This window comes from Massilia sp. BGA-UO-ETr-WB1 (genome assembly GCF_059567845.1).
Genome location: NZ_JCAQOT010000023.1, coordinates 217,948 through 243,008, shown reverse-complemented (window position 1 = coordinate 243,008; position 25,061 = coordinate 217,948). Strand labels below are relative to the sequence as shown.

The following is a 25,061-nucleotide window of genomic DNA, read 5'->3' as shown; positions in this document are numbered from 1 at the left end:
TAGTGATCGGTACTGTATTGTCTCAGGTTCGGATCGAGGTCGGCGACGACGATGACTAATAAATCAGCACCTCCCTAAGGACATGGTGATACCACGCATGAAGTTACCTTTTGAGGTATCAGAAAATTTTAAATTTCGAGGTCCGGTTCTGGCCGGATACTGTCGCAAACAAATTTCTGAAAAAATTGCTGTGGCTTTCCCTCTAAGACATAGGTATCGAAGACATTAGCACCTACTTCGTGCTCTACGTGCATTCGACTACACACTGGGCAGACGTAGACATTTTTCTTGCCAATATCGATAGCCTGAAAAAACTCATCATCACTGAATTGCTTTCCCTGATGCAAAGAATCAGCAATCGATAAAATATTTTCCTCAAAAATCAATACCCGTTCTGCCGAAGTGGTTTGGGAAAGATTTATGACGGTACCGCATCGGCATTTAAATTATGGCATCTAATTCAATTGGTAACGAATGTCTGATATTGGCCGGCAGGTGCCGACATTACAGTCAAGGCTGAAACGCTTGTACTTCGGGTTGCCGCCGCCGCACGATTGCCCGAGCCTTGTGGCGCAGCTTTTGAGGGAACTTTGCCGTTCTCGCGATTACCTCAAGGAATTCAGCCATTTCAGCATCCAAGGCCGCCCCTTGCTCAATCCAGTCAACAGCCAAGCCTTGCCAATAACCGGCTGGGGTGTCAGAGGGCCAGCTCAGTCCGGCAAGAATAACATCACTCGCAGTGGCATCATCCGCGCAGCATTCTGCAAACGGGGTTTGAAGTCGCACGACAAGAGCACGCTGGTCCATATAAATTCCCATATCGTCAGTTGCAATCAACGTCCGCATTTGGCCGGGTACAGCCTAAGAAAAATTTCGGTGGTTGACAACACTTGGCGTGTCTTCGCAATTCTTCAACAAGGCGAAACGTCCATTGACCTTTCCCACCAACGAGATGGGAACGGAGCTTGCGCCGCCATCTAGGGAAATGCGAACTTCCATTTCTTGATTTTCGAAGGTCTGCAATTCCTGTATCAACTGCGCTACCGTCTTTCCCCGACTGGGCCATGCATTAGACATCAGCCATCATCCTGTTCTATTTAATAAAAGTATTGCACGTCTGCTCTTGGCTGTCAGCAGCCTACGGACGCCACAACTCAAACTGCCCATTGCTATTTACGGATGTAAGCACAAACTGCTGTCGCCAATCCACCAATATTAATCCATATCGCTGATTTAGCGTTAAGAACGAATTTGAGAGCAACATATCATCAGCGCCCTGCAATGAAACTCCAAGCACCGTGATGTGCCCATCTGCCTGCAGACCATAGAGATACGCATTTTTACCCAGCTCCAAGCTATATCCATGCCGTACCTGCCCGAGAGGCTGGGAAGATGTGGTTAGGATGGGCGCTGGAAGGATTTGGGCGTTCAATTCACGGCCTAAATCAGCCGGTGACAAGCCTAGCGGGGTGCGGCTAAGCTCGCGTTTGTAAATCTGTTTCCATCCGTACTGAATTCGATTTTCTGCTTCGAAGGACTTGAGTTCTTTCAGAAGTTGTTGAACCTCGGAAAGGCGAGTCCTTGGGAAAAACTCCAATTGAGCCCACTCATCTTCATGAAACTGAGGTGCGCCCTTGAAGCTGCTTGCGGTCGGCATATCAAACTCGACCGAATCCAAAGAAATGGTAGGCATAGAAAATTGAATCGATTCAACGGGCATACTTACCACCTTAGGTGGTTCTGCTTCCACATTTGTCGACGTAACACCAAGAGCACCAAGGACTGCTGTAAGTATCTTTTTCATCTATTTCGATTTTTGTGATTTCTTCTCAAGTGTTATGGCGGCAACGGCCGCTGTTGGCCGTTTGCTGCCGACATCTTGACTGCCGACGTCCCCTAGAACAGCCATACGATCGCCGAAGGTTTATGGGTTATTTGTACGCCTAGCGCGATATGCCAACGCAGCGTCCATGAAGACTATCCCAGCCATTCCTGCCGCTACGCCGAACTGGCGGCCTAAGCAAAGGCTTGCGCTACTTAGGCCAAAACAAACCGCCGCGAATGCAAAACCCTTCGATTGCATCATCTATTGTTTCTATTTCGCAAAGTAACGACGGGCAAACAATCAGTCATCGAGTGAACAGACCACGTCAATGAAAGCGCATTGCTAATTTTGTCACGTTTCCAATGGGAAAGGCAAGCATCAGAGGTACCGATCTGCGCGGATAGCTTGGTGGACCATTTCCCGCCCCTATCGAATACGAGAAAGCTCATGCCAACGGTACAATGTCCGTCCGCACCGCGCCGGTGATGATGGATTGACCACCTTTGCCATGCCAGCTACTGCTACTCGCCCCGACGCCCCCTTCTTCATCGCTCTCAATGCCGGCTCCGGCCATGACGAGACCGAAGAGCGGCGCACGACCATCGAATCGGTGCTGCGCGATTCCGGCCGGCAGTTTCAGCTGACGATCATCGATCAGCCGGACACCATTGACCAGATTGCCGCCCAGCTTGCCCAGCAGGCTTCCGCCGCCGGCGGCGTACTGGTGGCGGCGGGCGGCGACGGCACCATCAATGCAGTAGCGCGCCAAGCCATCGCGCACGGCTGCGCGTTCGGTGTTCTGCCGCAGGGCACTTTCAACTACTTTGGCCGCACCCACGGCATCCCCGAAAACCTGAGCGAGGCGGTGCACGCGCTGCTTGCTGCGCGCTTGCATCCGGTGCAGGTTGGGATAGTGAACGACCGCGTATTCCTGGTCAACGCCAGTATCGGCTTGTATCCGAAGCTGCTGGAAGAGCGCGAAATCGACAAGAAGCAATTCGGCCGGAGTAGGCTGGTGGCGGTGCTGTCCGCCATCAAAACCATCCTGACCCCGCATCGCCGCCTGCGCCTAGTCCTGCAAATCGACGGCAAGCTGCAGCGCCTGCGCACCGCGACATTCTTCGTTGGTAACAATCGCCTTCAGATGGAACAAGTCGGCATTGACCCGTTGAGCGCGGCGGTGGAAGACGGCAGGCTGGCGGCGGTGGCGCCGCGCACCAAAGGCAAACTGGGCATGTTGTGGCTGATGCTGCAAGGAGCGCTGGGACGGTTGGGAAGCATGGATCAAGCCGACCAATTGGCAACCTACAGCTTCACCCAGATGCAGGTGAAGGTACGCACCTTGTCGCGGCGCCGAAAGGTGAAGGTGGCCACCGATGGCGAGGTGACCTATATGGCCAATCCGCTGGAATTCCGCGTGATGGATGAGCAATTGCTGCTCTTGAAGCCCGATCCGGCGCAAGCGCAAGCTGGCAACGCGCCGGATGACCATACGCCCGCATTTGCGTCGGGCCTGGTCAATATCCGTTAGCGGGCGCGCCGCAAGCTCAGGGGGACCGGCTGCGCGGGTAGCGCGGCAGGCCGTCGCCCAAGTGCAGCCAGCCGAGCTGGCCTTCCACTTGCGTATGGTCTTGCGGCGGCAGCGCTTCGGGGTCGTCCAGGCTGCAGGTGGTGACGTCGATGAAGCCGGGGCCGTCGGCGGATTCGTAGCTCAGGTGGGCGCCGCACTGGGCGCAGAAGCAGCGCGTGACGCCGGGGCTGGAAGCGAAGCGCTGCGGCGAGCCTTGCGTGTAGCGGAAGCTCGCCAGCGGCACCGTGAACCAGGCCACGCACGGCGCGCCGGCGATGCTGCGGCAGCTTTCGCAATGGCACAGCGTGGTGCTGGAAGCGGGGCCGGTTGCTTCGTAGCGCACCGCGCCGCAGTAGCAGCCGCCGGTCCAGGCAGTTTGCGTTTCCATGTGGTCCTCCCGATGGCGTTTCCCACATTGTAGCGGCACACAAAAAGCGTCGGCGCAGGCTCCAACGCATTTTCCGGCGCTGAGCGATAATGACGGGCTCAAGCCAGCCACATTATCCAGGAGCCTGCTTTGCTTAATTTCGATTTCTACAATCCCACTCAAATCCTGTTCGGCCAGGGCCAGATCGCGGCCATCACGCCGCTGGTGCCGGCCGGCGCGCGCGTGCTGATGCTGTACGGCGGCGGCAGCATCAAGCGCAACGGCGTTTATGACGAAGTGAAGGCTGCCCTGAGCGGCCACACGGTGATCGAGTTCGCCGGCATCGAGCCGAACCCGCACTACGAAACGCTGATGAAGGCGGTGGAAATCGTGAAGGCGGAGAAGATCGACTTCCTGCTGGCGGTGGGCGGCGGCTCCGTGATCGACGGCACCAAGTTCGTGGCGGCGGCAGCGCTGTTCGGCGACGAAGACCCGTGGCTGATCCTGAAGAAAGGCGGCGCCAACATCACCGCCGCCCTGCCCTTCGGCAGTGTGCTGACCCTGCCGGCCACGGGCTCCGAGATGAACGCGGCCAGCGTCGTGACGCGCGCGGCCACGCAGGAGAAGCGCGCCTTCCATAGCCGCCACGTGTTCCCGAAATTCTCCGTGCTGGACCCGAGCAAGACCTTCACGCTGCCGCTGCGCCAGGTGGGCAACGGCGTGGTGGATGCCTTCGTGCACGTGATGGAGCAGTACATGACCTACCCGGCCAACGCGCCGGTGCAGGACCGCTGGGCTGAAGGCCTGCTGCTCACGCTGATCGAGGAAGGCCCGAAAACGCTGAGCGAGCCGGAGAACGTGGACGTGCGCGCCAACGTGATGTGGAGCGCCACCATGGCGCTGAACGGGGTAATCGGCGTGGGCGTGCCGCAGGACTGGGCTACCCACCTGATCGGCCACGAGCTGACCGCGCTGTACTCCCTGGACCATGCGCAGACGCTGGCCATCGTGTTGCCGGGCATCCTCACGGTGCGCAAGGAGGCCAAGCGCGCCAAGCTGCTGCAGTACGCGGCGCGGGTTTGGGGCATTACCGAAGGCGATGAGGACAGCCGCATCGCCGCCGCCATCGAGCGCACGCGCGGCTTCTTCGAGCAGATGGGCGTGCAGACGCGCCTGTCCGGGTACGGCCTGGACGCGTCGGCCATCGACGCCGTGGTGGCCGCGCTGGAAGCGCACAAGATGGTGAAACTGGGCGAGCACCGCGACGTGGACGCGGCGGCAGCCCGCGCGGCGCTGGAGCTCAGCCTGTAAAACATGCTACACTTGTAATTCGCTAGGGGTCCTGGGAACGCGTTTTCCGGGTGAGAGATACCCTTCGTACCTGATCTGGATAATGCCAGCGAAGGAAAGCGCAAAGTTGTTTCCCCTCCTTTGTTCCCTTCCGTTGGCTCCCTTTGTTTACGAGAGCCCGATATGTCCGCACGTAATTTCGCAATTAGCACGATCGCCCTGGCGGTCTCCCAAGCCTTTTCCGTTTCCGCGTTTGCGGAAGACGCGCCTGCCGCAGCCCCTGCGCCTGCCGGCCAGGCCATGGCCGACGTGGTCGTCATCACCGGCAAGACCAGCGCCAACCGCGCCTCCGTGGCCGGCTTCACCGACACGCCGCTGCTGGAAACGCCGGCCTCCGTCACGGTGCTGAACCGCGAGAAGATGCAGGAGCTGAACATCCGCTCCACCACCGACGCGGCCAAGTTCGACGCCAGCATCGGCGACGCCTACAACGCCGTCGGTTACGCCGAGCAGTTCTCCATCCGCGGCTTCAAGCTCGATAACAGCAGCAGCTACCGCAAGGACGGCATGATCATCCCTGCCGACACCCAGATCCCGCTGGAAAACAAGGAAGCCATCGAAGTGCTGAAAGGCTTGGCGGGCCTGCAGGCCGGCCTGGCCACGCCGGGCGGCATCGTCAACTACGTGACCAAGCGTCCGACCGACAAGCCGCTGCGCTCCGTCATCGTGGAAGCGAGCGAGCGCGGCACGGTGCTGGGCGCCGTGGACGTGGGCGGCCGCTTCGAGGACCGCCGTTTCGGCTACCGCGTGAATGTGGCCAGCGAGCGCCTGCGCTCCTACGTCAAGGGCGCGGACGGCCGCCGCAACTTCATCTCGGGCGCGTTCGACTGGCAGATTTCGCCGCAGGCACTGCTGCAGCTGGACGCGGATTTCCAGAAAAAGGCGCAGGTGTCCGTGCCCGGCTTCCAGCTGATTAACAACCAGACGCTGCCCAACATCCCGGCAGACACCATGCTGAACGACCAGCCGTGGAGCTACCCGGTGGAGACCGAGAGCAGCAACATCGGCGCGCGCTTCACCTACCAGTTCAACCCGGACTGGAACGCCACCGTTACCGCCAACAGCCACTCCTTCAAGCGCGACGACTACACCGCCTTCCCTTACGGCTGCGGCGCGGAGAACCTGTATCCGGGCTTCTGCGGCAACGGCGACTACGACGTCTACGACTACATCAGCCTGGGCGAGCGCAAGAAGCCGCAAGCCGTGCAGGCCATGGTGCAGGGTAAATTCGCCACCGGCGCCTTCAGCCACGCCGTCACGGCCGGCTACTCCTTCTACAAGAACAGCGAGAAGTGGGGCCAGGACCTGTACGAATGGGCCGGCACCAGCAATATCTATCACCCAGTGGTGGTCCAGCCCACAGGCTTGACCAGCGGCCCCGTTTCCGAGCGCCGCAGCGACCGCGAACGCGCGGTGTTCTTCCAGGACGTGGTGAGCCTGACCGACCAGCTGAAGCTGCACGCCGGCGCGCGCCATACCAAGGTTGAGCGCAACCAGGTGGCCGCCGTGAACCGCACCGATGAAAGCTTCTGGCTGCCGAACCTGTCGCTGGTGTTTTCGCCGCGCGCCAACGTGTCGGCCTACGCCAGTTGGGCCGAAGGCCTGGAACGCGGCGGCATCGCGCCGCGCCTGACCAATAACAAGGGCGAAGCGCTGGCGCCGTCGCTGTCCAAGCAGATCGAGCTGGGCGTGAAGGCGGACCTGTACAAGGACCTGAGCCTGGCCATGGCCGTGTTCCAGATCCGCAAAGGCCTGGAATACACCGACACCGCCAACACCTATGTGCGCAACGGCCGCGCGCAGCATCACGGCCTGGAACTGTCGGCGCAGGGCCACGTCACGCCGGACCTGATGCTGGCCTTCAGCGCCATGGCGCTGGACACCGAGCAAAGCGGCACCGGCCTGGCCAGCATGGACGGCAAGCGCGTGACCAATGTGCCGAAGTTCAAGTCGACGCTGTACGCGGAATACGCGGTGCCGCAAGTGGCGGGCCTGAAGATCAACGCCAACTGGCAGCACGCGGGCAAGAAAGCCTTCGATCCGGAGAACACCTTCTTCGTGCCGAGCTATAGCACGCTGAACCTGGGCGCTTCCTACGCCACGAAGATCGGCGTCACCGCCGCCACCTTCCGCGCGCAGGTCTACAACGCCACCGACAAGTTCTACTGGCGCGACGTGACGCCGGACCTGGGCGGCTACCTGTTCCCGGGCGCCGGGCGCACCGTCAAGCTGTCCGCGCAGCTGGACTTCTGATCCGGCTTCCGGCTTAGAAGATGTACTGCACCCGCAGGGCGAAGCTTTTCGCCGTGCGGGCTGAATTCCGCCCCACCAGCAAGGCCGCGTCGTACTTGAGCTCCTGGCCGGCGCCCATCTCCAAGGTGCCGAACAGCGCCGGCCCAAGCCGGTGCGAACGCCGCTTCTCCGGCAGCCAGTCGTTCCACTTCCCCACTTCGCCAAAGCCCTGGATGCCGGGCTGCAGCCAGCTTTTCCAGCGCTGCTTCACCTGCCACTGGTAGGCCAGCTGCGTCTGTTCCGGCTGGCCGGTGCGGTAGTCGCGCTGCAGGAAGACGTTGAAATTGAACTGCGTGCGCCAGACCTCGGTCTGCAGCGCCGGGCCGATCTCCACGCTGTAGCTGTGCGGACTGCTGTCGCTGCGGGCCACGGTGGTGTGCAGCGCCAGGTCGAAGGGATACTGGCCTTGCGTAAGCATGTAGTCGTTCTGCCACTCCACCGATGCCAGCCTGTCGCTGCGCCCGTGCCTGCGTATCCAGACGGCGGACAACTCGGTGTACCAGCGCGACGTGACGCCGTAGCCGAAGCCCAGCTCGGGGGAGGAAGTGCTGGAATAGCGCTTGTAGTCGGCGTTCCAGTATTTGAAGTCGATCGACTTCTGGCCTTCCATGTCGTAGATTGAAACCAGGTAGTAGCCGGTGGCGGCGCCGGCCGGCTGCAGCGGTGCTGCGCCGAGCGAGGCGGCGAACAGAAAACCGGAGATGGCGCGTGCGCTTTTCATCCTGCTAATGTAGCAGGCCTTCCAAGCACTTGCTCGACTTTCATCAAGCGTTGTTCAGGCGGGCCGCTCACCAGCGTGTACACAATGCCGCGCGCGGCCAGTTCGTCCAGCAGCAGCGCGCTGACAGGGCCGCTGGCGTCCTCCGGCTCGCGCATCAGGCCATCGGGCACCCAGGGCAGGTCCGGCGCGCACAGCAGGGTGATGTCGTAGCGGTGCGAGGCGGCCAGCGCGGCCAGTTCGGCGTCGATGCCGCCGAAGTAGTGGCGGCTGTAGACCGCCGTCATCAGCGGCGTGGTGTCGCAGAACAGGAAACGGCGCGCCTGCGGCAGGGCCGCTTCCTCGCGCTCCACCTGGGTGCGGGCGATGTGGATCTGGTCGGACGACACCGGCAGGCGCGCCTCGGTGTCGACGAATTCGCGCAAATACTCCGGCACCCAGATGGTGCGGTAGTGCTGCGCCAGGCGCGCCGCCAGCGTGGTTTTGCCGGACGACGCTGAGCCGACGATGGCGACGCGAAGCACGGGCGTCATGGCGCTACCATCAAAAAAGTCACCGTCATTTCAGCACCATCGCTTCGGCCGCCGGACCGCCCTCGCCCATGGACTTTTTCCAGGCCAGCAGGCCGATGGCGGCCATCACCACGAACATGCCGTACAGGAGCGCGGTCAGCATCAGCCCCTTGTGGATGTAGAGCCCCACGTATATCACGTCGACGATGATCCACACATGCCAGTTCTCGAGCTTTTTGCGCGACAGCAGGACCTGGCCCACCAGGCTGCCGGCGGTGAGGAAGGCATCGGTCTTCGGCACGTCGGTGTCGGTGAAACTGTGCAGGAACCAGGCCAGCACCGCGAAGCCCACGGCCCAGCCGGCGGCGGCCACCCACAGCCCGCGCTGCGTGGTGCGGGTGACGGGCAGGCGCTCGTGCGTGGCGTCGCCGTGCAGCCACTGGTACCAGCCCCAGAACGATACGCTGATGAACACCAGTTGCAGCGCCATGTCGCCATACAGGCGGGCGCCGTAGAACACCACGCCGTAGGTGGCCGAGGACAGGATGGCGAACAGCCAGGCCCAGTGGTTCTGGCGGATGTTGAGCAGCACCGTCATGACGGAAAGCACAAAGGAAACCAGTTCTATGGGTGTGGTGCTCAGCCCGAACAGGGCAAATGATTCATTCATGGCGGGCGATCGAAGGTGAACCGTCGATTATGAAGCAAAAAGGGGCCGGGCTCAATATCGAGCCCGGCCCCTTCTTCATGAAAGCTACCCTGTCTATTTTTTAGGGTACTTGATGGTCATTTCCTGCAGCAGGTTGTCGGCGTGGTCCACTTCCTTCATCACCCACAGCATGTAGCGGATGTCGAGGTGGATGGCGCGGGTGATGGCGGTGTCAAAGTACCAGTCCTTGGTGATCGATTCATAGGTCGAATCGAAGTTCAGGCCAATCAGCTCGCCACGCTTGTTCATCACTGCCGAACCGGAGTTGCCGCCGGTGGTATCGGCGCTGCTCAGGAAGTTCACCGGCACGGTGCCCAGCACCGGGTCCTTGAACTGGCCGTAGCGCTTGGCTTTCACCGCGTCGATCAGGTTGTCCGGCGCGATGAACGGGTCTTTGCCGGTGTGCTTCTCGACGATGCCTTCCACGGTGGTGAACGGGCCCTTGGTCAAGCCGTCCTTCGGCGAATAGGCCGACACGGTGCCGTAGGTCACGCGCAGCGTGGAGTTGGCGTCCGGATACACCGGCTTGCCCTGCGATTTCTTCCACGCGATGACGGCGGCCATGTATTGCGGCACCACGCGTTCCAGGTTGCCGTCCACTTCCATGCGGCGCTCTTCCAGCGACAGGCCCACGGCGTGCAGCTTGACGGCCAGCTTGAGGAAGGCGTCGTCCGAGGCGGCGATGGCGGCGGCGTCCTTGTCCATCAGCGCCAGGCGCTCGGCGGTGGCGCCCAGTTTGGTCTGCGCGTACAGCGCCGGCACGTCGGCCACGGCCGGCAGCAGCGCGTCCAGCCCCTGCGGATGAGACTTGGCGGCCAGCTTGGCGTAGCGCGCCAGGCCGTCGGCGTAGCGGGCCTGGTCCACCTTCTGCGTGAACGACTGTTCCAGGCGGGTCAGGCGGGCCTTGATCGGGCTGATGTCGCGCTGCTGGTAGCCGGCTTTGCGCTCGGCGTCCGGCTTCTGCTTTTCCAGCGCCAGGCGGTACAGGGTGCGCGCGCTTTTCAGCAGGTCGCTATTGGTGGCCACGCCCCAGGCGAATTCCTCGTCGGACAGCGCCATGTCGGCGGCGATCGCGGCGTCCAGCTCGGCCAGCATGCTGGCCGATACGCCGGGCTGCTTGGCGTACCAGGCGCGGAACTCGGCGTCCTGCGCGTCCTTGACGGCGGCCAGGTCCTTGCGCGCGAAGCCGTCCATCAGGCCCAGCGTCTTCTTCATGCGGTTGTTGATGCTCTTGACAACGCTGGCGTAGCGCACTTCGCCGGCCGCGTCGCCCTTGGTGGCGGCGGCGATGGTGTCCAGGTCGGACTGGTATTCGGCCGCCTGCAGCGGGTAGGCCGAATCGCGCGCGTTGCGGATCTCCACCGGCAGCTTGTAGCGGCTGGTGCGGCCGGGGTAGCCGGCCAGCAGGATAGGGTCGCCGTTCTTCAGGCCTTCGGCGGAGACCACCAGGTAGTCCTTGGATTTATACGGCACGTTGTCCGGCGACGGGTCGGCCGGGCGGCCGTCCTTGCCCACGTAGGCGCGCAGGAAGGAGTAGTCGCCGGTGTGGCGCGGCCATTCGTAGTTGTCGATGTCGCCGCCGTAGTTGCCGATCTTGTCGGACGGCGCGTACACCAGGCGCACGTCGCGGATCTGCATCTGGCGGATGCGGTAGTACTCGGCGCCGCGGTGGAAGCTCGGCACCGAGCAACGGTACATCTTGTCGGTTTCGCATTCGGCGATCAGGGCCTTGATGCGCTTTTGCGCTTCCTCGTGGCGGGCCTTGCCGCCCAGCTTGTCCAGGCCTTGCAGCACGCGGGCGCTGACGTTTTCCACCTTGTCGGTCACGTAGACCTGCAGGTTCGGGCCGCCCGGCAGCTCGGCGCTGCGGGTCTTGGCCAGGAAGCCGTTGGCGATGTAGTTGTGCTCCGGCGTGGAGTTGCGCTGGATGGCGCCGTAGGCGCAGTGGTGGTTGGTGACCACCAGGCCGTCCGGCGAGACGAAGGAGGCGGAGCAGCCGTCGGTCGAGACGATGGCGCTCATCGGGTGCTTGGACAGGTCGGCCAGTTTTTCAGCCGGGATGGCGATGCCGATGCGTTTCAGCTCGGCCTTTAGCTGCGGCAGCTGGTGCGGCTGCCACTGGCCTTCGTCGGCGTGGGCAGGGCTGAAGGCGGCCAGCAAGGCGGCCGGCAGTGCTGAAAAAGCTAGCGATTTGAACAAGATGGTCCCCTAATGTGAAAAGCTGCGGCAGTATAGACCTTGCGCCTGCCGCTGAAAATGCTTTTTAGCTATTGCTAGCCCGGCAAGCGCATGCAGACCCGGCAGCCCTGGGCCGCGCCGTAATCCACCTCCAGAACGCCGCCGTGGGCGCGCAGGCGCTCGCCGATGGCCAGCATCGCCAGCGCCTGGCGCTGGCGGCGCCCGGCAAGGACAACCCCGCCGCCGGCTTCGCTGTCTCCGGCGCTGTCGCCGGCGCCGTCATCGGTCACCAGCAGGATCGCGCCGGAGCGCCCGAGGCGCCGCAGGCTGACCGCCACTGCGCTGGCGCCGCCGTCACGCTGCAGCGATGCCAGCAAGGCCTGCAACTGGCGGAACAGCATCAGGGCGGCGCCGCCCTCCAGGCACTCGAACACTTGCTCGTCCGGTACGTCCAGTGTGCAAACCAGGCCGCTGCGCTTGCGGAACTCGGCCAGCAGCCAGTCCACCGCCGCCTGCAGGCCCAGGTCCAGCACGGTCGGCCGCAGCTGGTTCAGGATGGTGCGCACGCTGCGCAGCGTGGCGTCCACATTCGCCAGCGCGGCGCTGGCGCGCCGGTGCAGCGGCCCTTCGTGCAGCCGGGTGCGCTGGTCCAGCAGCGCAGCCTCGATACGCAGCGCCAGCAGGTTCTGCCCCACGTCGTCGTGCATGGCGTGCGCCATGTCCAGCCGCGCCGCTTCCAGCGCATTCGCTTCGTGGTCGGCCAGCAGGCGCAGTTGCGTGTTGTCCCGCGTCAGCGCGGCGGTGCGTTCGGCCACTTGCGCGGCCACCTGCGATGCCATGGCCAGGGCGCCCTGCTGCGCCATTTGCGCCTCCAGTCGCGCGCTAAGCCGGTCGGCCGCCAGCAGCGCATGGTCGTAGACGGCCTGCTCCCGCCGGCCGGCTGCGTCCCTGTCCGGCTGCGCCGACGGCGCCGCGGCCAGCGGCGAGATAACCAGGCAGCACAGGCCGGAGGCCGCATCCAGGCGGGCGTCGATGCGCACCGCACAGGCATCGGGGATGCCGGAAAACAGCTGCGTTTCCATGCCGGCCCGGCCATCGCCGCTGCGCAAGATGGCCGCGAAGGCGCGCCAGCGCTGCTGCTGCTCCGGCGCCAGGTAACGCTCGAAAGGCTGGCCCTTGAGCGCGGCGGCGCTTTGCGCCAGCAGCGCGGCGCCGGCCTTATTGGCGCAGACCACGATCCCGGCCTGGTCCAGCGCGTAGGTGCAGGCCGGCGACAGCTCGAACAGTTGCTGGTACAGCGCCTGGCCGGCTTGCGCCCGGTCGCTGCTTTCCTGCAGCGCCGCCAGCGCCTCTTGCTGCAGTTCCAGCTCTATCTTGCTGAGCTGGAGCGCCTGCCATTGGCGCAGCTGGTCGCTGCCCGGGTGCTTGCCTCGGCTCACAATGGGCCTCCTCCTCCACCTTCCGCCAGGCTCAGCGCGCGCAACTGCGATTCCAGCTGCTTGGCGCCGGTGATGTTGATAAAGGTGAGCACCAGGCCGTCGATCACATTGTCAACCGTGCGGTAAGGCATGATGCGCACCGTGAACCAGCGCCCGTTGCGGGTGGGGATCTGCTTTTCGCTGAACACCAGCGTGCGCAGCACTTGCTCGGCGTCCTGCTCCAGCTCCGGGTAAATCAGGTCGCTGGAGATGTCGCTCAGCGGGCGCTGCACGTCGCCGGCGATCAGCTTGTAGACCTGCGTGGCCTGCGTGGTGAAGCGGCGGATGTGCAGCAGGTTGTCGAGGAAGATGGTGGCGATGTCGGTGCTGTTGAGCAGATTCTTCATGTCGCTGTTCACCAGCGAGAGGTCGTCTACCTTCGATTGCAGTTCGGCGTTGACGGTGTACAGCTCCTCGTTCAGCGACTGCATCTCCTCCTTCGACGTGGTCAGCTCCTCGTTGGCGGACTGCAGCTCCTCGTTGGTCGATTGCAGCTCTTCGTTGGCCGAGCGCAGCTCTTCGCGCGAGGTTTGCATTTCGTCGCGCACGGCCTGGATTTCCAGGCGCGCCTGGGCCAGCTGCTGTTCCAGTTCGGTCACGCGCGGGCTGGCCGAACGCGCGCGGCGCCCGGCCGGACGCGGCGCGCTGAAGAAGGTCACCAGCACCATGCCTTCCAGCGCATCGCCGTCGTGCAGCGCTTCGGCGCTCAAGTCCACCGCCAGTTCCTGGCCGCTGGCGTTCTTCATCACCAGGCCGCGCAGCACTTGCGGCCCTTCGCTGGCCAGCGCGCGCTGCAGCAGGTCGTCCAGCTGGTAGCGCAGGGCGTCGCGCGCCATGGCGTGGATGTTCCAGTTGGCCTTGCCCGCCGCCGGCTCCAGATAGGTGCCGGTGCGGCCGTGGATGTAGAGGATGTCGCCGTCGCGGTTGAGCAGGACGGCCGCCGGCGTGTGCTTTTTCAGCAGCAGCTGCTCGACCTGCGATTGGAGATTGCCGTTCATGGATACTGACCTGGCTTCGTTGGGTATGCGGGCGGCTGCCGCCACCTTGGTTGGAAAATAGTGTACCAGCCTCTGGGTGCCGGCATTGAGCCGCTGGTAAATGCGGCTCATGCCCGGCAGCGGCGCAAACAGCTCTGTGAACTGGCCCGGGGTGTCGGCGCTGCCCAGCAGCAGCAGGCCGTCCGGCTTGAGCGCGTAATGGAACAGCGGGATCAGGCGCTGCTGCAGCTTGGGGCTGAAATAGATCAGCAGGTTGCGGCAACTCAGCACGTCGAGCTTGGTGAACGGCGGATCGGAAATGATGTTCTGCTGCGCGAAAATGATCATATTGCGCAGTTCCTTGCGCACCCGGTAGCCGCGTTCGTCGGGCACGAAAAAGCGCTGCAGGCGCTCGGGCGACACGTCGGCTTCGATGCTGTGCGTAAACAGGCCATCGCGGGCGCGGTCGATGGCGTCCGGATCGAGATCGGTGGCGAAGATCTGCAAGCTGTATTTGGCTTTTGGGCTCACATGCTCGACCGCCTCGCTGAACACCATGGCCAGCGAATAGGCTTCCTCGCCGGTGGAGCAGGCCGGCACCCAGGCCTTGAAGGCGCCGCCGTCCGGGTGTGCTTCGAGCAGCTGCGGCAAGGCCACCGCCTTGAGCTGCTCCCACACTTTCTGGTCGCGGAAGAAATTGGTCACGCCGATCAGCATTTCCTTGAACAGCAGCTGCACCTCGCCCGGATTGTCCTGCAGCAGGCCGACATAGGCCTCCAGCGTGGCGCACTGGTGCAGCGCCATGCGGCGCTCGATGCGGCGCATCACGGTGTTCATCTTGTAGCCGGCGAAGTCGTTGCCGGTGCGGGTCAGCAGGAATTGCAGCAGTTCGCTCAGCGCGTTGCGGCGCGGCGCGCCGGGCAACGCGCTGAGCGGCTGCTGGTGGGCCAGGCGGCCGGCGATCAGGGCCGGCATCTCGCCGGCGCGGGCGACGATGTCGGCGCTGCCGGAATCGATGGCGCTTTGCGGCATGGCGGTGAAGCGCGCCGACACGGGCTGCTGGGCCAGCGTCAGGCCGCCGCGCTCCTGGATGGCGCGCAGGCCGGCGCTGCCGTCGCTGCCCATGCCCGACAGCACCACGCCGGCCGCCAGCGGGCCGCATTCGGCAGCCAGGTCGTTCAGGAAATGGTCGATCGAGAGGGACTGGGCGCGCTGGCGGCGCATCAGGCGCAGGGCGCCGCGCGCGTAGCCCAGGTCGCGGTTGGGCGGAATCACGTAGACGTTGCCCGCTTCGACCACCATGCCGTCGGCCGCTTCCTGCACCGGCATCGCCGTGACGCGCTGCAGCAATTCGGGCAGCATGCCGACGTGCTGCGGGTCCAGGTGCTGCACCACGACGTAAGCCAGGGGGCTGTTCGGCGGCACCGCCGCCAGCAGCTCGCAGATCGGTTCCAGCCCGCCGGCCGACGCGCCTATGCCTACCACGGGAATGGCTGGCCTGGATGCCGACAACGGCTCGGCGGGATCGCTTTGATTCATTGGTGCTGGGCTTTGAAAAGGCGCTAATCCGGATTGTCGATTATACAAAACGCCCTGCCTGAAAGCCAGCGCCCGCTATCGGGCGCGCGCCCTTTCGCGACAGCTAGCGGTCCGCATGCCAGCCGCCGCCCAGCGACTGGATCAGGGCCACGGCCGTGGTCTGGCGGTCGGCCTGGGCCTGCAGCAGGGCGCGGCGGGCGTTCAGGGCCGTCACCTGGGCCTGCACCACGTCGGTGTAGGCGACCTGGCCGGCGCGGTAGCGGTTCAGCATCTGCTGCTCCACCTGGTCGGCGGCGGCGGCGGCCGTGCGGCGGTGCGCCTGCTGCTGCTCCAGGGCGCGGCTGGCGGCCAGCTGGTCTTCCACGTCGGCGAAGGCGGCCAGCACGGTCTGGCGGTAGCGGGCGATGGCCGCGTCGCGCGAAGCCTCGGCGCCGGCCACGCGGGCCTTGGTGGCGCCGGCATCGAAGATGGTCTGCGCGGCCGACAGGCCGAGCGACCACAGGCTGTTCGAGGCATTGAACAGGCCGGAGGCGGCGCTGGCGCCGAAGCCGTAGGAGGCGCTCAGGTTCAGGTTGGGGAAGTAGGCGGCGCGAGCGATGCCGATCTGTTCGTTGGCGGCGGCCACGCGGCGCTCGGCGGCGGCGATGTCGGGCCGGCGCTGCAGCAGCGCGGACGGCACCACGGCCGGCACGGCGGGCACCACCGCCCCGCCCCACGCTGCCGGCTCGGCGCCGGCCGGCGAGGCGTAGATCAGCGGCGGCGCCATGACGATGCGCCCCGAGCCGTCGAGCTGCGGGGGCGCGGCGCCGGGCTGGGTTACAGCAGTGCTGCTGGCGGAGGCGATCGATGGCAGCGCGAGGCTGGCGGCTTGGGGCAGCGGGGCCAGCGTGAACTCGGCCGGGGCCTTGCCCAGCAGGACGGCGATGGCGTGTTCGAGCTGGGCGCGCTGGCGCGTGATGCTGATCAGGTCTATGCGCGCGTTGGCCAGCTGGGTTTCAGCCTGCAGCACGTCCGACTTGGCGGCGATGGCGGCGCTGAAGCGGTTCTGCGTGATCTGCAGCACCCGCTCGTAGCCTTGCACGGTGGCGTCCAGCAGCGCTTTTTGCGCGTCGGCCTGGCGCAGCGCAAAGTAGTTGGCCGCCAGTTCGCCCTGCGCGGACAGGCGCGCGGCGGCCAGGTCGGCGGCGCTGGCGGCGGCGCTGGCGCTGGCGGCCGTACTGGCGGCGCCGAGGCGGCCCCAGATGTCCGGCTCCCAGCTGCCGCCCAGGTTCACCCGGTAGGCGCTGGAGGTGCGCGTGGCGCCGCCTCCGCCGCTGCGGTTGGCGCTGCCGGTCAGATCCACCGCCGGGAACAACTGGGCGCGCTGCTCGGCCACCAGCGCGCGCGCCTGTGCATAGGACGCGGCAGCGGCGGCCACGTTCTGGTTGGACACCTCGATGGAGGCGGCCAGATCGTTCAGCACCGGGTCGCCGAACAGCGTCCACCACGGGCCGCGCTCCAGCATGTCGGCCGGCGCGGCGGGCGCCCAGCCTTCGGCCTCCTTGAAGGCAGCCGCTTGCGGCGTGGAAGGGACTTCGTACTTCGGCCCGACCGCGCAACCAGCCAGGGAAAATACCGCCAGCAGGGCCAACGAAACGGGAGTAAGGGGGTGCTTGTTCATGGCGTGCTCGGTTCGGCAGTTGCCTGCCTGCTCAATTGGATTTCGGACTCGCTGCGGCTGCGCAGCCTGTCCATCAGGATGTAGACCACCGGCGTGGTCAGCAAGGTCAATAGCTGGCTGGCGATCAGGCCGCCGATGATGGCGATGCCCAGCGGCTGGCGCAGCTCGGAGCCTTCGCCGAAGCCTATCGCCAGCGGCAAGGCGCCCAGCGCGGCGGCCAGGGTGGTCATCAGGATGGGCCGGAAGCGCAGCAGGCACGCTTCGCGCACCGCCTCGACCGCCGTCAGCCCGCGCGCGCGCTCGGCCTCCAGCGCAAAGTCGATAATCAGGATGGCGTTCTTCTTGACGATGCCGATCAGCAGGAACACGCCGATCAGCGCAATGATGGAAAACTCCATCTTGAACATCAGCAGCGCCAGCACCGCTCCCACGCCCGCCGACGGCAAGGTGGACAGCACCGTCACCGGATGCACCAGGCTCTCGTACAGGATGCCCAGCACGATGTAGATCACCACGATGGCCGCAAGGATCAGCAAGGGCTGCTGCTTGTTGCTGTCGTCGGCCGCCTTGGCCGTGCCCTGGAAGCTGCCGCGCACATTGTTGGGCATGCCGATGTCGGCCTCGGCCTGCTTGACGGCGGCCTGGCCGTCGCTCAGGCTGAACCCTTCGGCCAGGTTGAACGACACCGTGGTGGCCAGTTCCCCGTCCTGGTGGTTGACCGAGGTGGGCGTGGAGCTTTCCGCAAAGCTGGCGATGGCCGGCAGCGGCACCATGGCCGCCGGCGACACGCTCAGCGCCGAGCCGGTGGACGCGTCGCGCGCGGCGGCCACGTTGTTGGAACCGCCGCCCGCGCCCCTGGCGGACACGTACACGTCCTTCAGCGCCTCCGGGCTCTTGGCGTACTCGGGCGCCACCTCCATCACCACCTTGTACTGGTTCAGCTCATCGTAGATGGTGGCCACCTGGCGCTGGCCAAAGGCGTTGTACAGCGCATTGTCGACGTCGCGCACGCCGATGCCCATGCGCGTGATGGTGTCCTTGTCGATGGTGACGAAGGTCTCCACGCCATTCTCGGCCTGGTCGGTATCCACGTCGATCAGCTCCGGCTGCTGCTTCATCGAGTCGGCCAGCTTGCTGGCCCAGGCCTTCAGGTCGGCCCGGTTGTCGCTCTTCAGCGTGTACTGGTAAGTGGAGTTGGCCGAGCGCCCGCCCATGCGCAAGTCCTGCACCGTGTTCAGGAACAGCGACACGCCCGTGACCTGCGCCAGCTGCGGGCGCAGGCGCGCGATCACGGCCTGGCCGGAATCGGTGCGCTCGGAGGCGGGCTTGAGGTTGATGAACATGAAGCCGCCGCCGGCGCGCGAGCCGCCGGTAAAGCCCACTACGGTGGCCACCGCCGGGTCGCGTTTGATGATGTTGACCAGCTGGCGCAGCTTGCCCTGCATGGCCTGGAAGGAGATGCTCTGGTCGGCGCGCATGCCGCCGTTGATCTGGCCCGTGTCCTGCTGCGGGAAGAAGCCTTTCGGCGCGGCCGCGAACAGGTAGACGTTCAGGCCGATCACGAACACCAGGATCGCCATCACCAGCCACAGGCTGTGCAGCGCCCAGTCCAGCGAATGCGCATACACCCGCAGCACGGCCTGGAAGCCGCGCTCGAACAGGCGCGCCACCCTGCCCTCCGGCTTGCCGTCGTGGCCGGGCTTCAGCAGCCAGGCGCACATCATGGGCGTGGTGGTGAGCGAGATCACCAGCGAAATCATGACCGCCACCGACAGCGTGACGGCGAACTCGCGGAACAGCCGTCCCACCTGGCCGCCCATGAACAGCAGCGGAATGAACACGGCCACCAGCGACAGCGAAATCGACAGCACCGTGAAGCCCACTTCGCGCGCGCCCAGCAGCGCCGCCTTGAAGCGGTCCATGCCGGCCTCGATGTGGCGCGCGGTGTTTTCCAGCACCACGATGGCGTCGTCCACCACGAAGCCGGTGGCCACGGTGAGCGCCATCAGGCTCAGGTTGTTCAGGCTGAAGCCCAGCAGATACATGACGCCGAAGGTGCCCAGCAGCGACACCACGGTGGCCACCGCCGGGATGATGGTGGCGCGCGCGCTGCGCAGGAAGGCGCTCACCACCAGCACCACCAGGACGATGGAGATGACCAGCGTCAGTTCGATTTCATGCAGCGAGGAGCGGATCGAGTTGGTGCTGTCGGACGCCACTTCCAGCTTCACGTCCGGCGGCAGCTGCGCCTGCAGCTGCGGGATCAGCGCGCGCACGCCGTCCACGGTTTCGATCACGTTGGCGCCCGGCTGGCGCGTGATCAGCACGATCACGGCCGGCTCCCCGTTGAACAGGCCGAGCGTGTTCTTGTTCTCCGCACCGTCCTCCACGGTGGCGATGTCGCGCAGGCGGATGGCGGCGCCGTCGCGCCAGGCCACCACCAGGTCGCGGTAATCCACGGCGCTGGGGCGGGCCTGGGGATTGCCAGCTCCGGCGGCGGCGCCCGGCACCACGCCGCTCACGCGCGCCGGGGCGGAGTAGATCTGCAGGCGGCGCTCGTCGCCTTCCAGCGCGCCCTTGGGGCGGTTGGCGTTGGAGGCCTGGATGGCGGCGCGCACGTCCTCCATCGACACGCCGTAGCGGTTCACCGCGTACGGCAGCAGCTCCACGCGCACGGCCGGCAGCGAGCCGCCGCCGATTTCCACGTCGCCCACGCCCTTCGCCTGCGCCAGCTTCTGCTGCACGATGTTGGACACGGCCTCGTAGATCTGGCCCGGCTTGCGGGTGGGCGAGGTCAGCGCCAGGATGATGACCGGCGCGTCGGACGGGTTGGCCTTGCGGTAGGTGGGATTGTTCTTCAGGGTTGCCGGCAGGTCGGCGCGCGAGGCGTTGATGGCGGCCTGCACTTCGCGCGCGGCCGCGTCGATCTTGCGGTTCAGGTCGAACTGCAGGCTGATGCGGGTGGAGCCGCTGCCGGAGGAGGACGTCATTTCGTTCACGCCGGCGATCACGCCCAGCCGCCGCTCGAGCGGCGTGGCCACGCTGGAAGCCATGGTGTCCGGGCTGGCGCCGGGCAGGTTGGCGCTGACCGAGATCGACGGGTAGTCGACCTGCGGCAGCGGCGATACCGGCAGCACGAAGAAGGCGCCGATGCCCGCCAGCGCCAGGCCGATGGTCAGCAGCACCGTGGCGATGGGGCGCCGGACGAAGGGTTCGGACAGGTTCACAGGCCCGCTCCCGGCTGCGCCCGGCCATCCGCGCGCACGCCCTCGCCCTTACCTTTCCTGCCGCGCCAGCGCTGCGCCAGGCGGTCGAAGCCAAGGTAGATCACCGGCGTGGTGTACAGCGTCAGCACCTGGCTGACGATCAGGCCGCCGAAGATGGACAGGCCCAGCGGGCGGCGCAGCTCGGCGCCTTCGCCGAAGCCCAGCATCAGCGGCACGGCGGCGAACAGCGCGGCCAGGGTGGTCATCAGGATGGGGCGGAAGCGCAGCAGCGCGGCCTGGTGGATGGCTTCCTGCGGCGATTTGCCCTCGTCCCTTTCGGCCTCGATGGCGAAGTCGATCATCATGATGGCGTTCTTCTTGACGATGCCGATCAGCAGGATGATGCCGATGATGCCGATCACGCCCAGGTCCTGGCCGCTCACCATCAGCGCCAGCAAGGCGCCCACGCCGGCCGACGGCAGGGTGGACAGGATGGTCAGCGGGTGGATGTAGCTCTCGTACAGCACGCCCAGCACGATGTAGACGCAGATCACCGCCGCCAGGATCAGCCACAGCTGGTTCGACAGCGAGGCCTGGTAGGCGCCCGCCGCGCCCAGGAAGGTCATGGTGACCGACGGCGGCAGCTTGATTTCCCCGGCCGCCGCGCGCACCGCTTCCACCGAGCGGCCCAGCGACACGCCGGGCGCGGTGTCGAAGCCCAAGGTGGTGGCCGGGTACTGCGCCACGTGCGTGATCTGCAGCGGCGCCGGCCTCTCGGTGATGGTGGCCACCGCCGACAGCGGCGTGGGCTTGCCGGAGCCGGTTTTCAGGTGCAGGTTGCCGAGCGACTCGAGGGTGGTCAGGGTGCCCGGCTGCGCCTCCAGGATCACGCGATACTGGTTGGTTTCGGTGAAGATGGTGGACACGATGCGCTGGCCGAAGGCGCTGTAGAGCGCGTCGTCGATGGCGGCGGCGGTGATGGACAGGCGCGAGGCGCTGTCGCGGTCGATGGTCACCTGGGCGGCCACGCCGGTGGCGCCGGCGTCCGACACCACGTTGCGCAGCTGCTCGTGCTTCTGCATCTGCGCGGCCAGCTTGCCGGCCCATTCGGTGACGGTGGCCGTGTCGGCGCCTTCCAGCGACACGCGGTATTGCGTCGGGCCGGATTCGGCGTCGATGGTCAGGTCCTGGGTCGGCTGCAAATAGATGGTGACGCCGGCCACGGCGGCCACGCGCTTGCGCAGGCGCTCCATGATCTCGTCCTGGTGGCCGCGCTTGTCCTTCAGGTTGATCAGCATGCGGCCGGTGTGCAGCATGGTGTTGTTGGCCGCGTCCACGCCCACCACGGAACTGAGCGTGGCCACATCCGGGTCTTCCATGATGGCGCGGGCCGCGGCCTGCTGCAGCTCGGCCATGCGGCTGTAGGACACGGCTTGCGCGGTTTCGATGCGCGCCTGCAGCTGGCCGGTGTCCTGGGTCGGGAACAGGCCCTTGGGGATGAAGATGTAGAGCACCACCGTCAGCAGCAGGGTGCCCAGCGCCACCAGCAGGGTCAGCCCCTGGCGCCGCAGCACCCATTGCAGCGAAGTGTCGTAGCGCGCGATCACCTTGTCGAAGAAGCGCTGCACGCGGCCGCCGAAGGAGTTCGGCGCGTCGTCCTTGTGGCTGGTGAGCCAGCGCGCCGACATCATCGGCACCAGGGTCAGCGACACCACGCCGGAAATCAGGATGGTGATGGCCAGCGTGACGGCGAATTCGCGGAACAGCCGGCCCACCACGTCGCCCATGAACAGCAGCGGGATCAGCACCGCGATCAGCGACACCGTCAGCGAGATGATGGTGAAGCCGATCTGGGTGGCGCCCTTGATGGCGGCGGCCATCGGCGTCTCCCCTTCCTCGATGTAGCGCGCGATGTTCTCGATCATGACGATGGCGTCGTCCACCACGAAGCCGGTGGCGATGGTGAGCGACATCAGGCTCAGGTTGTTCAGGCTGTAGCCCAGCAAATACATCAGTCCGAAGGTGCCGATCAGCGAGATCGGCACGGCCAGGCTGGCGATCACGGTGGCGCGCACGCTGTGCAGGAAGAAGAAGATCACCAGCACCACCAGCAGCACCGCCAGCACCAGCTCGAATTCCACGTGCTTGACGGAGGCGCGGATGCCGGTGGTGCGGTCGCTCAGCACCTCCACTTTCAGCGCGCCGGGCAGGCCGGCCTGCAGCTCGGGCAGGCGCTCCTTGATGGCGTCCACGGTGGCGATGACGTTGGCGCCGGGCTGGCGCTGCACGTTGAGGATGATGGCCGGGGTCAGCGTTCCGCCGTGGCCGGACCAGGCGCCCAGCTTGACGTTTTCGGCGCTGTCGACCACGCGCGCCACTTCGGACAGGCGCACCGGCGCCTCGTTGCGGTAGGCCACGATCAGGTTCTTGTAGTCATCGGCCGTCACCAGCTGGTCGTTGGCGTTGATGGTGAACGAGCGCGTGGGGCCGTCGAAGCTGCCCTTGGCGCTGTTGGCGTTGGAGGCCGTGATGGCGGTGCGCAGCGTGTCCAGCCCGAGGCCGTAGGACGCCAGCGCCTGGGTGTCGGCCTGGATGCGCACGGCCGGGCGCTGGCCGCCGCTCAGCGTGACCAGGCCGACGCCGGAGACCTGGCTGATCTTCAGCGCCAGGCGGGTGTTGACGATGTTCTGCACTTCCGTCAGCGGCATGGTGTCGGAGGTGATCGCCAGCGTCAGCACGGGGGCGTCGGCCGGGTTCACCTTGGCGTACACCGGCGGCGCCGGCAGATCGGTGGGCAGCAGCGAGCCGCCCGCGTTGATGGCTGCCTGCACTTCCTGCTCGGCCACGTCCAGCGTCTGGCCCAGGCCGAACTGCAGCGTGATGATGGACACGCCGGCGGCGCTGGTGGAGCTCATGCGCTGCAGGCCGGACATCTGGCCGAACTGGCGCTCCAGCGGCGCGGTGACGGTCTGGCCCATCACTTCCGGGCTGGCGCCGGGGTACAGCGTCTGCACCTGGATGGTGGGGAAATCGACTTGCGGCAGCGCCGACAGCGGCAAGAACTTGAAGCCGACCAGGCCCGCCAGCACGATGGCCAGCATCAGCAGCGAGGTCGCCACCGGGCGCTGGATGAAGGGGCGGGACGGGCTCATGGCGTTGGCTTCGGCGTTGCGGACGGCGCCGCCGGAGCCGGTGCCGGTGCGCCGCCGGGGGCGGACCAGTCGCGGCGGCGGTGTTCGCCGTGCGGCGCGCCGGCGCCCGCAGGCGTGCCTGCCGCCGGCGCTGGCGCCCCCTCGGCGCCGGCCGGTGCAGCCGCGGCGCCGCCCTGCCCTTCGCGCTTGCCGCGCCGGCCGCCGCCTGCGCCCGCGCCCGGCCTGTCGCCCGGCAGCGTCACCCTGGCGCCGTCCTTCAGGCGGTCCGCGCCTTCGGTGATGACCTGCTCGCCCGCCTTCAGGCCGCTGCGGATCTCCACCTTGTCCACCGTGGCCTGGCCGCGCGTGACGGCGCGCGTGCTGACCGTCTTGTCGCTGTTCAGCACATAGACGAAATCGCCCTTGCTGCCGTGGCGCAGCGCCGTCACCGGCACCATCACGGCGTCCTTGATGGTGCGCAGTTCCAAGCGCACGTTGACGAACTGGCTGGGGAACAGCGTGTTCTTGGCGTTGGCGAAGCGCGCCTTGGCCTTGATGGTGCCGGTCTGCGTGTCGACCTGGTTGTCCAGCGCGTAGAAACGGCCGTCGTCCAGCGTCACGGCGCGGGTGCGGTCCAGCGCCAGCGCCGGCAGCGGCGCGCCTGAGTTCACGCCCTCCATCACCATCGGCCCCTGGTCCTGCGGCACCGAGAATTCCACGTCGATCGGCGACAGCTGGGTGATGACGGCGATGCCGGCCGCGTCGCCGGAACTGACCAGGTTGCCGATATCGACCACCCGCAGGCCGACCCGCCCGCTGATCGGCGCCACCACCTTGGTGTAGCCCAGGTTCAGGCGCGCCACGCCCTCGTTGGCACGGTCGGTCATGACGGTGCCTTCCAGCTGCTTGACCTGCGCGGCCTGGGTGTCGACGTCCTGGCGCGCGATGGAGTCCTGCGCCAGCAGCGTGCGGTAGCGCTCCAGCGTCAGCCTGGCGTTTTCCAGCTGGGCCTCGTCGCGCTGGCGCTGGCCGCTGGCCTGCATCAGCGCCAGTTCGAACTGGCGCGGGTCGATCTGCGCCAGCACCTGGCCGGCCTTGACCATCTGGCCTTCCTTGAACAGCACCTTCTGCAGGATGCCCGACACTTGCGGGCGGACCGTGGTGGTGGCCGCCGCCGTGACAGTGCCCAGCGCGTCCAGCACCACCGGGATGTCGGCCTTGTCGGCCGTGGCCACGCCCACCGTGGTGGCCGCGCCGCCGCGCCGTCCGCCCCCGCCCCCTCCGGGGCCGCCCGGTCCGCCGGGGCCGCCGGGGCCTGCTCCCGGGCCGCCCGCTTGCGTGCCCTGGCCGGCAGCCGGGTGGGTCAAATGCCAGGCCAGGCCACCCAGGCCGGCCATGGCGGCCACCGCCAGCACGCCGCCGATGATTTGCGCGCGCCGGCTGCGCTTGGGGGTGGCGGGAATGGTCTTCGATGGTGGTGTGGGCGATGTCATCGCTATTGTCCTTGTTCTTTGGCGGGGCGCGCCCAGTACGCGCCGGGAGTTGAATC

16 protein-coding genes, 1 pseudogene and 1 riboswitch are annotated in these 25,061 nt (G+C 65.9%); of the genes and pseudogenes, 3 read left to right on the top strand and 14 right to left on the bottom strand.

Annotated elements, in window-relative coordinates:
• Positions 1–128 precede the first annotated feature (128 nt).
• The 3 genes and pseudogenes from AC56DV_RS09580 to AC56DV_RS09570 all read right to left on the bottom strand — a co-directional run.
• Positions 129–434 (bottom strand): annotated as a pseudogene (locus AC56DV_RS09580) (hypothetical protein); the annotation flags it as partial.
• A gap of 76 nt (positions 435–510) precedes the next feature.
• Complete coding sequence (locus AC56DV_RS09575) at positions 511–846, bottom strand: hypothetical protein (RefSeq protein WP_496314059.1); 336 nt, start codon at positions 844–846, stop codon at positions 511–513.
• 292 nt (positions 847–1,138) lie between these two features.
• Positions 1,139–1,804, bottom strand: coding sequence for a hypothetical protein (locus AC56DV_RS09570; protein ID WP_496314058.1), 666 nt, complete (start codon positions 1,802–1,804; stop codon positions 1,139–1,141).
• A gap of 514 nt (positions 1,805–2,318) precedes the next feature.
• Between AC56DV_RS09570 and AC56DV_RS09565 the strand changes: the two genes are divergently transcribed.
• Positions 2,319–3,356 (top strand): diacylglycerol/lipid kinase family protein, encoded by a 1,038-nt coding sequence (locus tag AC56DV_RS09565; RefSeq protein WP_496314057.1) that lies wholly within the window; start codon positions 2,319–2,321, stop codon positions 3,354–3,356.
• A 16-nt stretch (positions 3,357–3,372) separates the two neighbouring features.
• Here the strand turns inward: AC56DV_RS09565 and AC56DV_RS09560 are convergent, their stop codons facing one another.
• Entirely contained in the window at positions 3,373–3,783 is a 411-nt protein-coding gene (locus AC56DV_RS09560) for a GFA family protein (protein WP_496314056.1), read from the bottom strand.
• 129 nt (positions 3,784–3,912) lie between these two features.
• On the opposite strand from AC56DV_RS09560, the gene AC56DV_RS09555 reads away from it, so the two are divergent.
• Positions 3,913–5,073, top strand: a complete 1,161-nt coding sequence (locus tag AC56DV_RS09555; protein ID WP_496314055.1) for an iron-containing alcohol dehydrogenase — start codon at positions 3,913–3,915, stop codon at positions 5,071–5,073.
• A 14-nt stretch (positions 5,074–5,087) separates the two neighbouring features.
• A riboswitch (TPP riboswitch) is annotated at positions 5,088–5,187 on the top strand.
• Positions 5,188–5,235: 48 nt separating this feature from the next.
• Positions 5,236–7,365 (top strand): TonB-dependent siderophore receptor, encoded by a 2,130-nt coding sequence (locus tag AC56DV_RS09550; RefSeq protein WP_496314054.1) that lies wholly within the window; start codon positions 5,236–5,238, stop codon positions 7,363–7,365.
• A 13-nt stretch (positions 7,366–7,378) separates the two neighbouring features.
• Here AC56DV_RS09550 and AC56DV_RS09545 read toward each other — a convergent pair whose 3' ends face one another.
• The 10 genes from AC56DV_RS09545 to AC56DV_RS09500 form a co-directional block, all read right to left on the bottom strand.
• Positions 7,379–8,125, bottom strand: coding sequence for a hypothetical protein (locus AC56DV_RS09545; protein ID WP_496314053.1), 747 nt, complete (start codon positions 8,123–8,125; stop codon positions 7,379–7,381).
• Positions 8,122–8,655: an AAA family ATPase gene (locus AC56DV_RS09540; protein WP_496314052.1), complete on the bottom strand. Its 534-nt coding sequence runs from the start codon at positions 8,653–8,655 to the stop codon at positions 8,122–8,124. Before AC56DV_RS09540 ends, AC56DV_RS09545 begins: the two co-directional genes overlap by 4 nt.
• A 25-nt stretch (positions 8,656–8,680) precedes the next feature.
• Positions 8,681–9,304, bottom strand: a complete 624-nt coding sequence (pnuC, locus tag AC56DV_RS09535) for a nicotinamide riboside transporter PnuC (protein ID WP_496314051.1) — start codon at positions 9,302–9,304, stop codon at positions 8,681–8,683.
• Positions 9,305–9,397: 93 nt separating this feature from the next.
• A complete protein-coding gene (locus AC56DV_RS09530; protein WP_496314050.1) occupies positions 9,398–11,542 on the bottom strand; it encodes a S46 family peptidase in 2,145 nt (714 codons plus the stop codon).
• Between the two features lie 74 nt (positions 11,543–11,616).
• The gene (locus AC56DV_RS09525) at positions 11,617–12,960 is read right to left on the bottom strand and encodes a sensor histidine kinase (RefSeq protein ID WP_496314049.1); all 1,344 of its coding nucleotides are present in this window, start codon (positions 12,958–12,960) and stop codon (positions 11,617–11,619) included.
• Positions 12,957–15,515, bottom strand: coding sequence for a chemotaxis protein CheB (locus tag AC56DV_RS09520; protein ID WP_496314048.1), 2,559 nt, complete (start codon positions 15,513–15,515; stop codon positions 12,957–12,959). Before AC56DV_RS09520 ends, AC56DV_RS09525 begins: the two co-directional genes overlap by 4 nt.
• A 103-nt stretch (positions 15,516–15,618) precedes the next feature.
• The gene (locus AC56DV_RS09515; protein ID WP_496314047.1) at positions 15,619–17,175 is read right to left on the bottom strand and encodes a TolC family protein; all 1,557 of its coding nucleotides are present in this window, start codon (positions 17,173–17,175) and stop codon (positions 15,619–15,621) included.
• Positions 17,172–20,402 (bottom strand): efflux RND transporter permease subunit, encoded by a 3,231-nt coding sequence (locus AC56DV_RS09510; protein WP_496314046.1) that lies wholly within the window; start codon positions 20,400–20,402, stop codon positions 17,172–17,174. Before AC56DV_RS09510 ends, AC56DV_RS09515 begins: the two co-directional genes overlap by 4 nt.
• Positions 20,399–23,533 (bottom strand): efflux RND transporter permease subunit, encoded by a 3,135-nt coding sequence (locus AC56DV_RS09505; RefSeq protein WP_496314045.1) that lies wholly within the window; start codon positions 23,531–23,533, stop codon positions 20,399–20,401. The genes AC56DV_RS09510 and AC56DV_RS09505 overlap by 4 nt, the downstream gene beginning before the upstream one ends.
• Positions 23,530–25,005, bottom strand: a complete 1,476-nt coding sequence (locus tag AC56DV_RS09500) for an efflux RND transporter periplasmic adaptor subunit (RefSeq protein WP_496314044.1) — start codon at positions 25,003–25,005, stop codon at positions 23,530–23,532. Before AC56DV_RS09500 ends, AC56DV_RS09505 begins: the two co-directional genes overlap by 4 nt.
• Positions 25,006–25,061: the final 56 nt, after the last annotated feature.

What these genes read in the sequence shown, in the direction of transcription:
- AC56DV_RS09500 (WP_496314044.1), bottom strand. Translation starts at nt 25,005, where the DNA reads ATGACATCGCCCACACCACCATCGAAGACCATTCCCGCCACCCCCAAG.
- AC56DV_RS09570 (WP_496314058.1), bottom strand. Translation starts at nt 1,804, where the DNA reads ATGAAAAAGATACTTACAGCAGTCCTTGGTGCTCTTGGTGTTACGTCG.
- AC56DV_RS09550 (WP_496314054.1), top strand. Translation starts at nt 5,236, where the DNA reads ATGTCCGCACGTAATTTCGCAATTAGCACGATCGCCCTGGCGGTCTCC.
- AC56DV_RS09545 (WP_496314053.1), bottom strand. Translation starts at nt 8,125, where the DNA reads ATGAAAAGCGCACGCGCCATCTCCGGTTTTCTGTTCGCCGCCTCGCTC.
- pnuC (WP_496314051.1), bottom strand. Translation starts at nt 9,304, where the DNA reads ATGAATGAATCATTTGCCCTGTTCGGGCTGAGCACCACACCCATAGAA.
- AC56DV_RS09575 (WP_496314059.1), bottom strand. Translation starts at nt 846, where the DNA reads ATGCGGACGTTGATTGCAACTGACGATATGGGAATTTATATGGACCAG.
- AC56DV_RS09505 (WP_496314045.1), bottom strand. Translation starts at nt 23,533, where the DNA reads ATGAGCCCGTCCCGCCCCTTCATCCAGCGCCCGGTGGCGACCTCGCTG.
- AC56DV_RS09540 (WP_496314052.1), bottom strand. Translation starts at nt 8,655, where the DNA reads ATGACGCCCGTGCTTCGCGTCGCCATCGTCGGCTCAGCGTCGTCCGGC.
- AC56DV_RS09560 (WP_496314056.1), bottom strand. Translation starts at nt 3,783, where the DNA reads ATGGAAACGCAAACTGCCTGGACCGGCGGCTGCTACTGCGGCGCGGTG.
- AC56DV_RS09520 (WP_496314048.1), bottom strand. Translation starts at nt 15,515, where the DNA reads ATGAATCAAAGCGATCCCGCCGAGCCGTTGTCGGCATCCAGGCCAGCC.
- AC56DV_RS09515 (WP_496314047.1), bottom strand. Translation starts at nt 17,175, where the DNA reads ATGAACAAGCACCCCCTTACTCCCGTTTCGTTGGCCCTGCTGGCGGTA.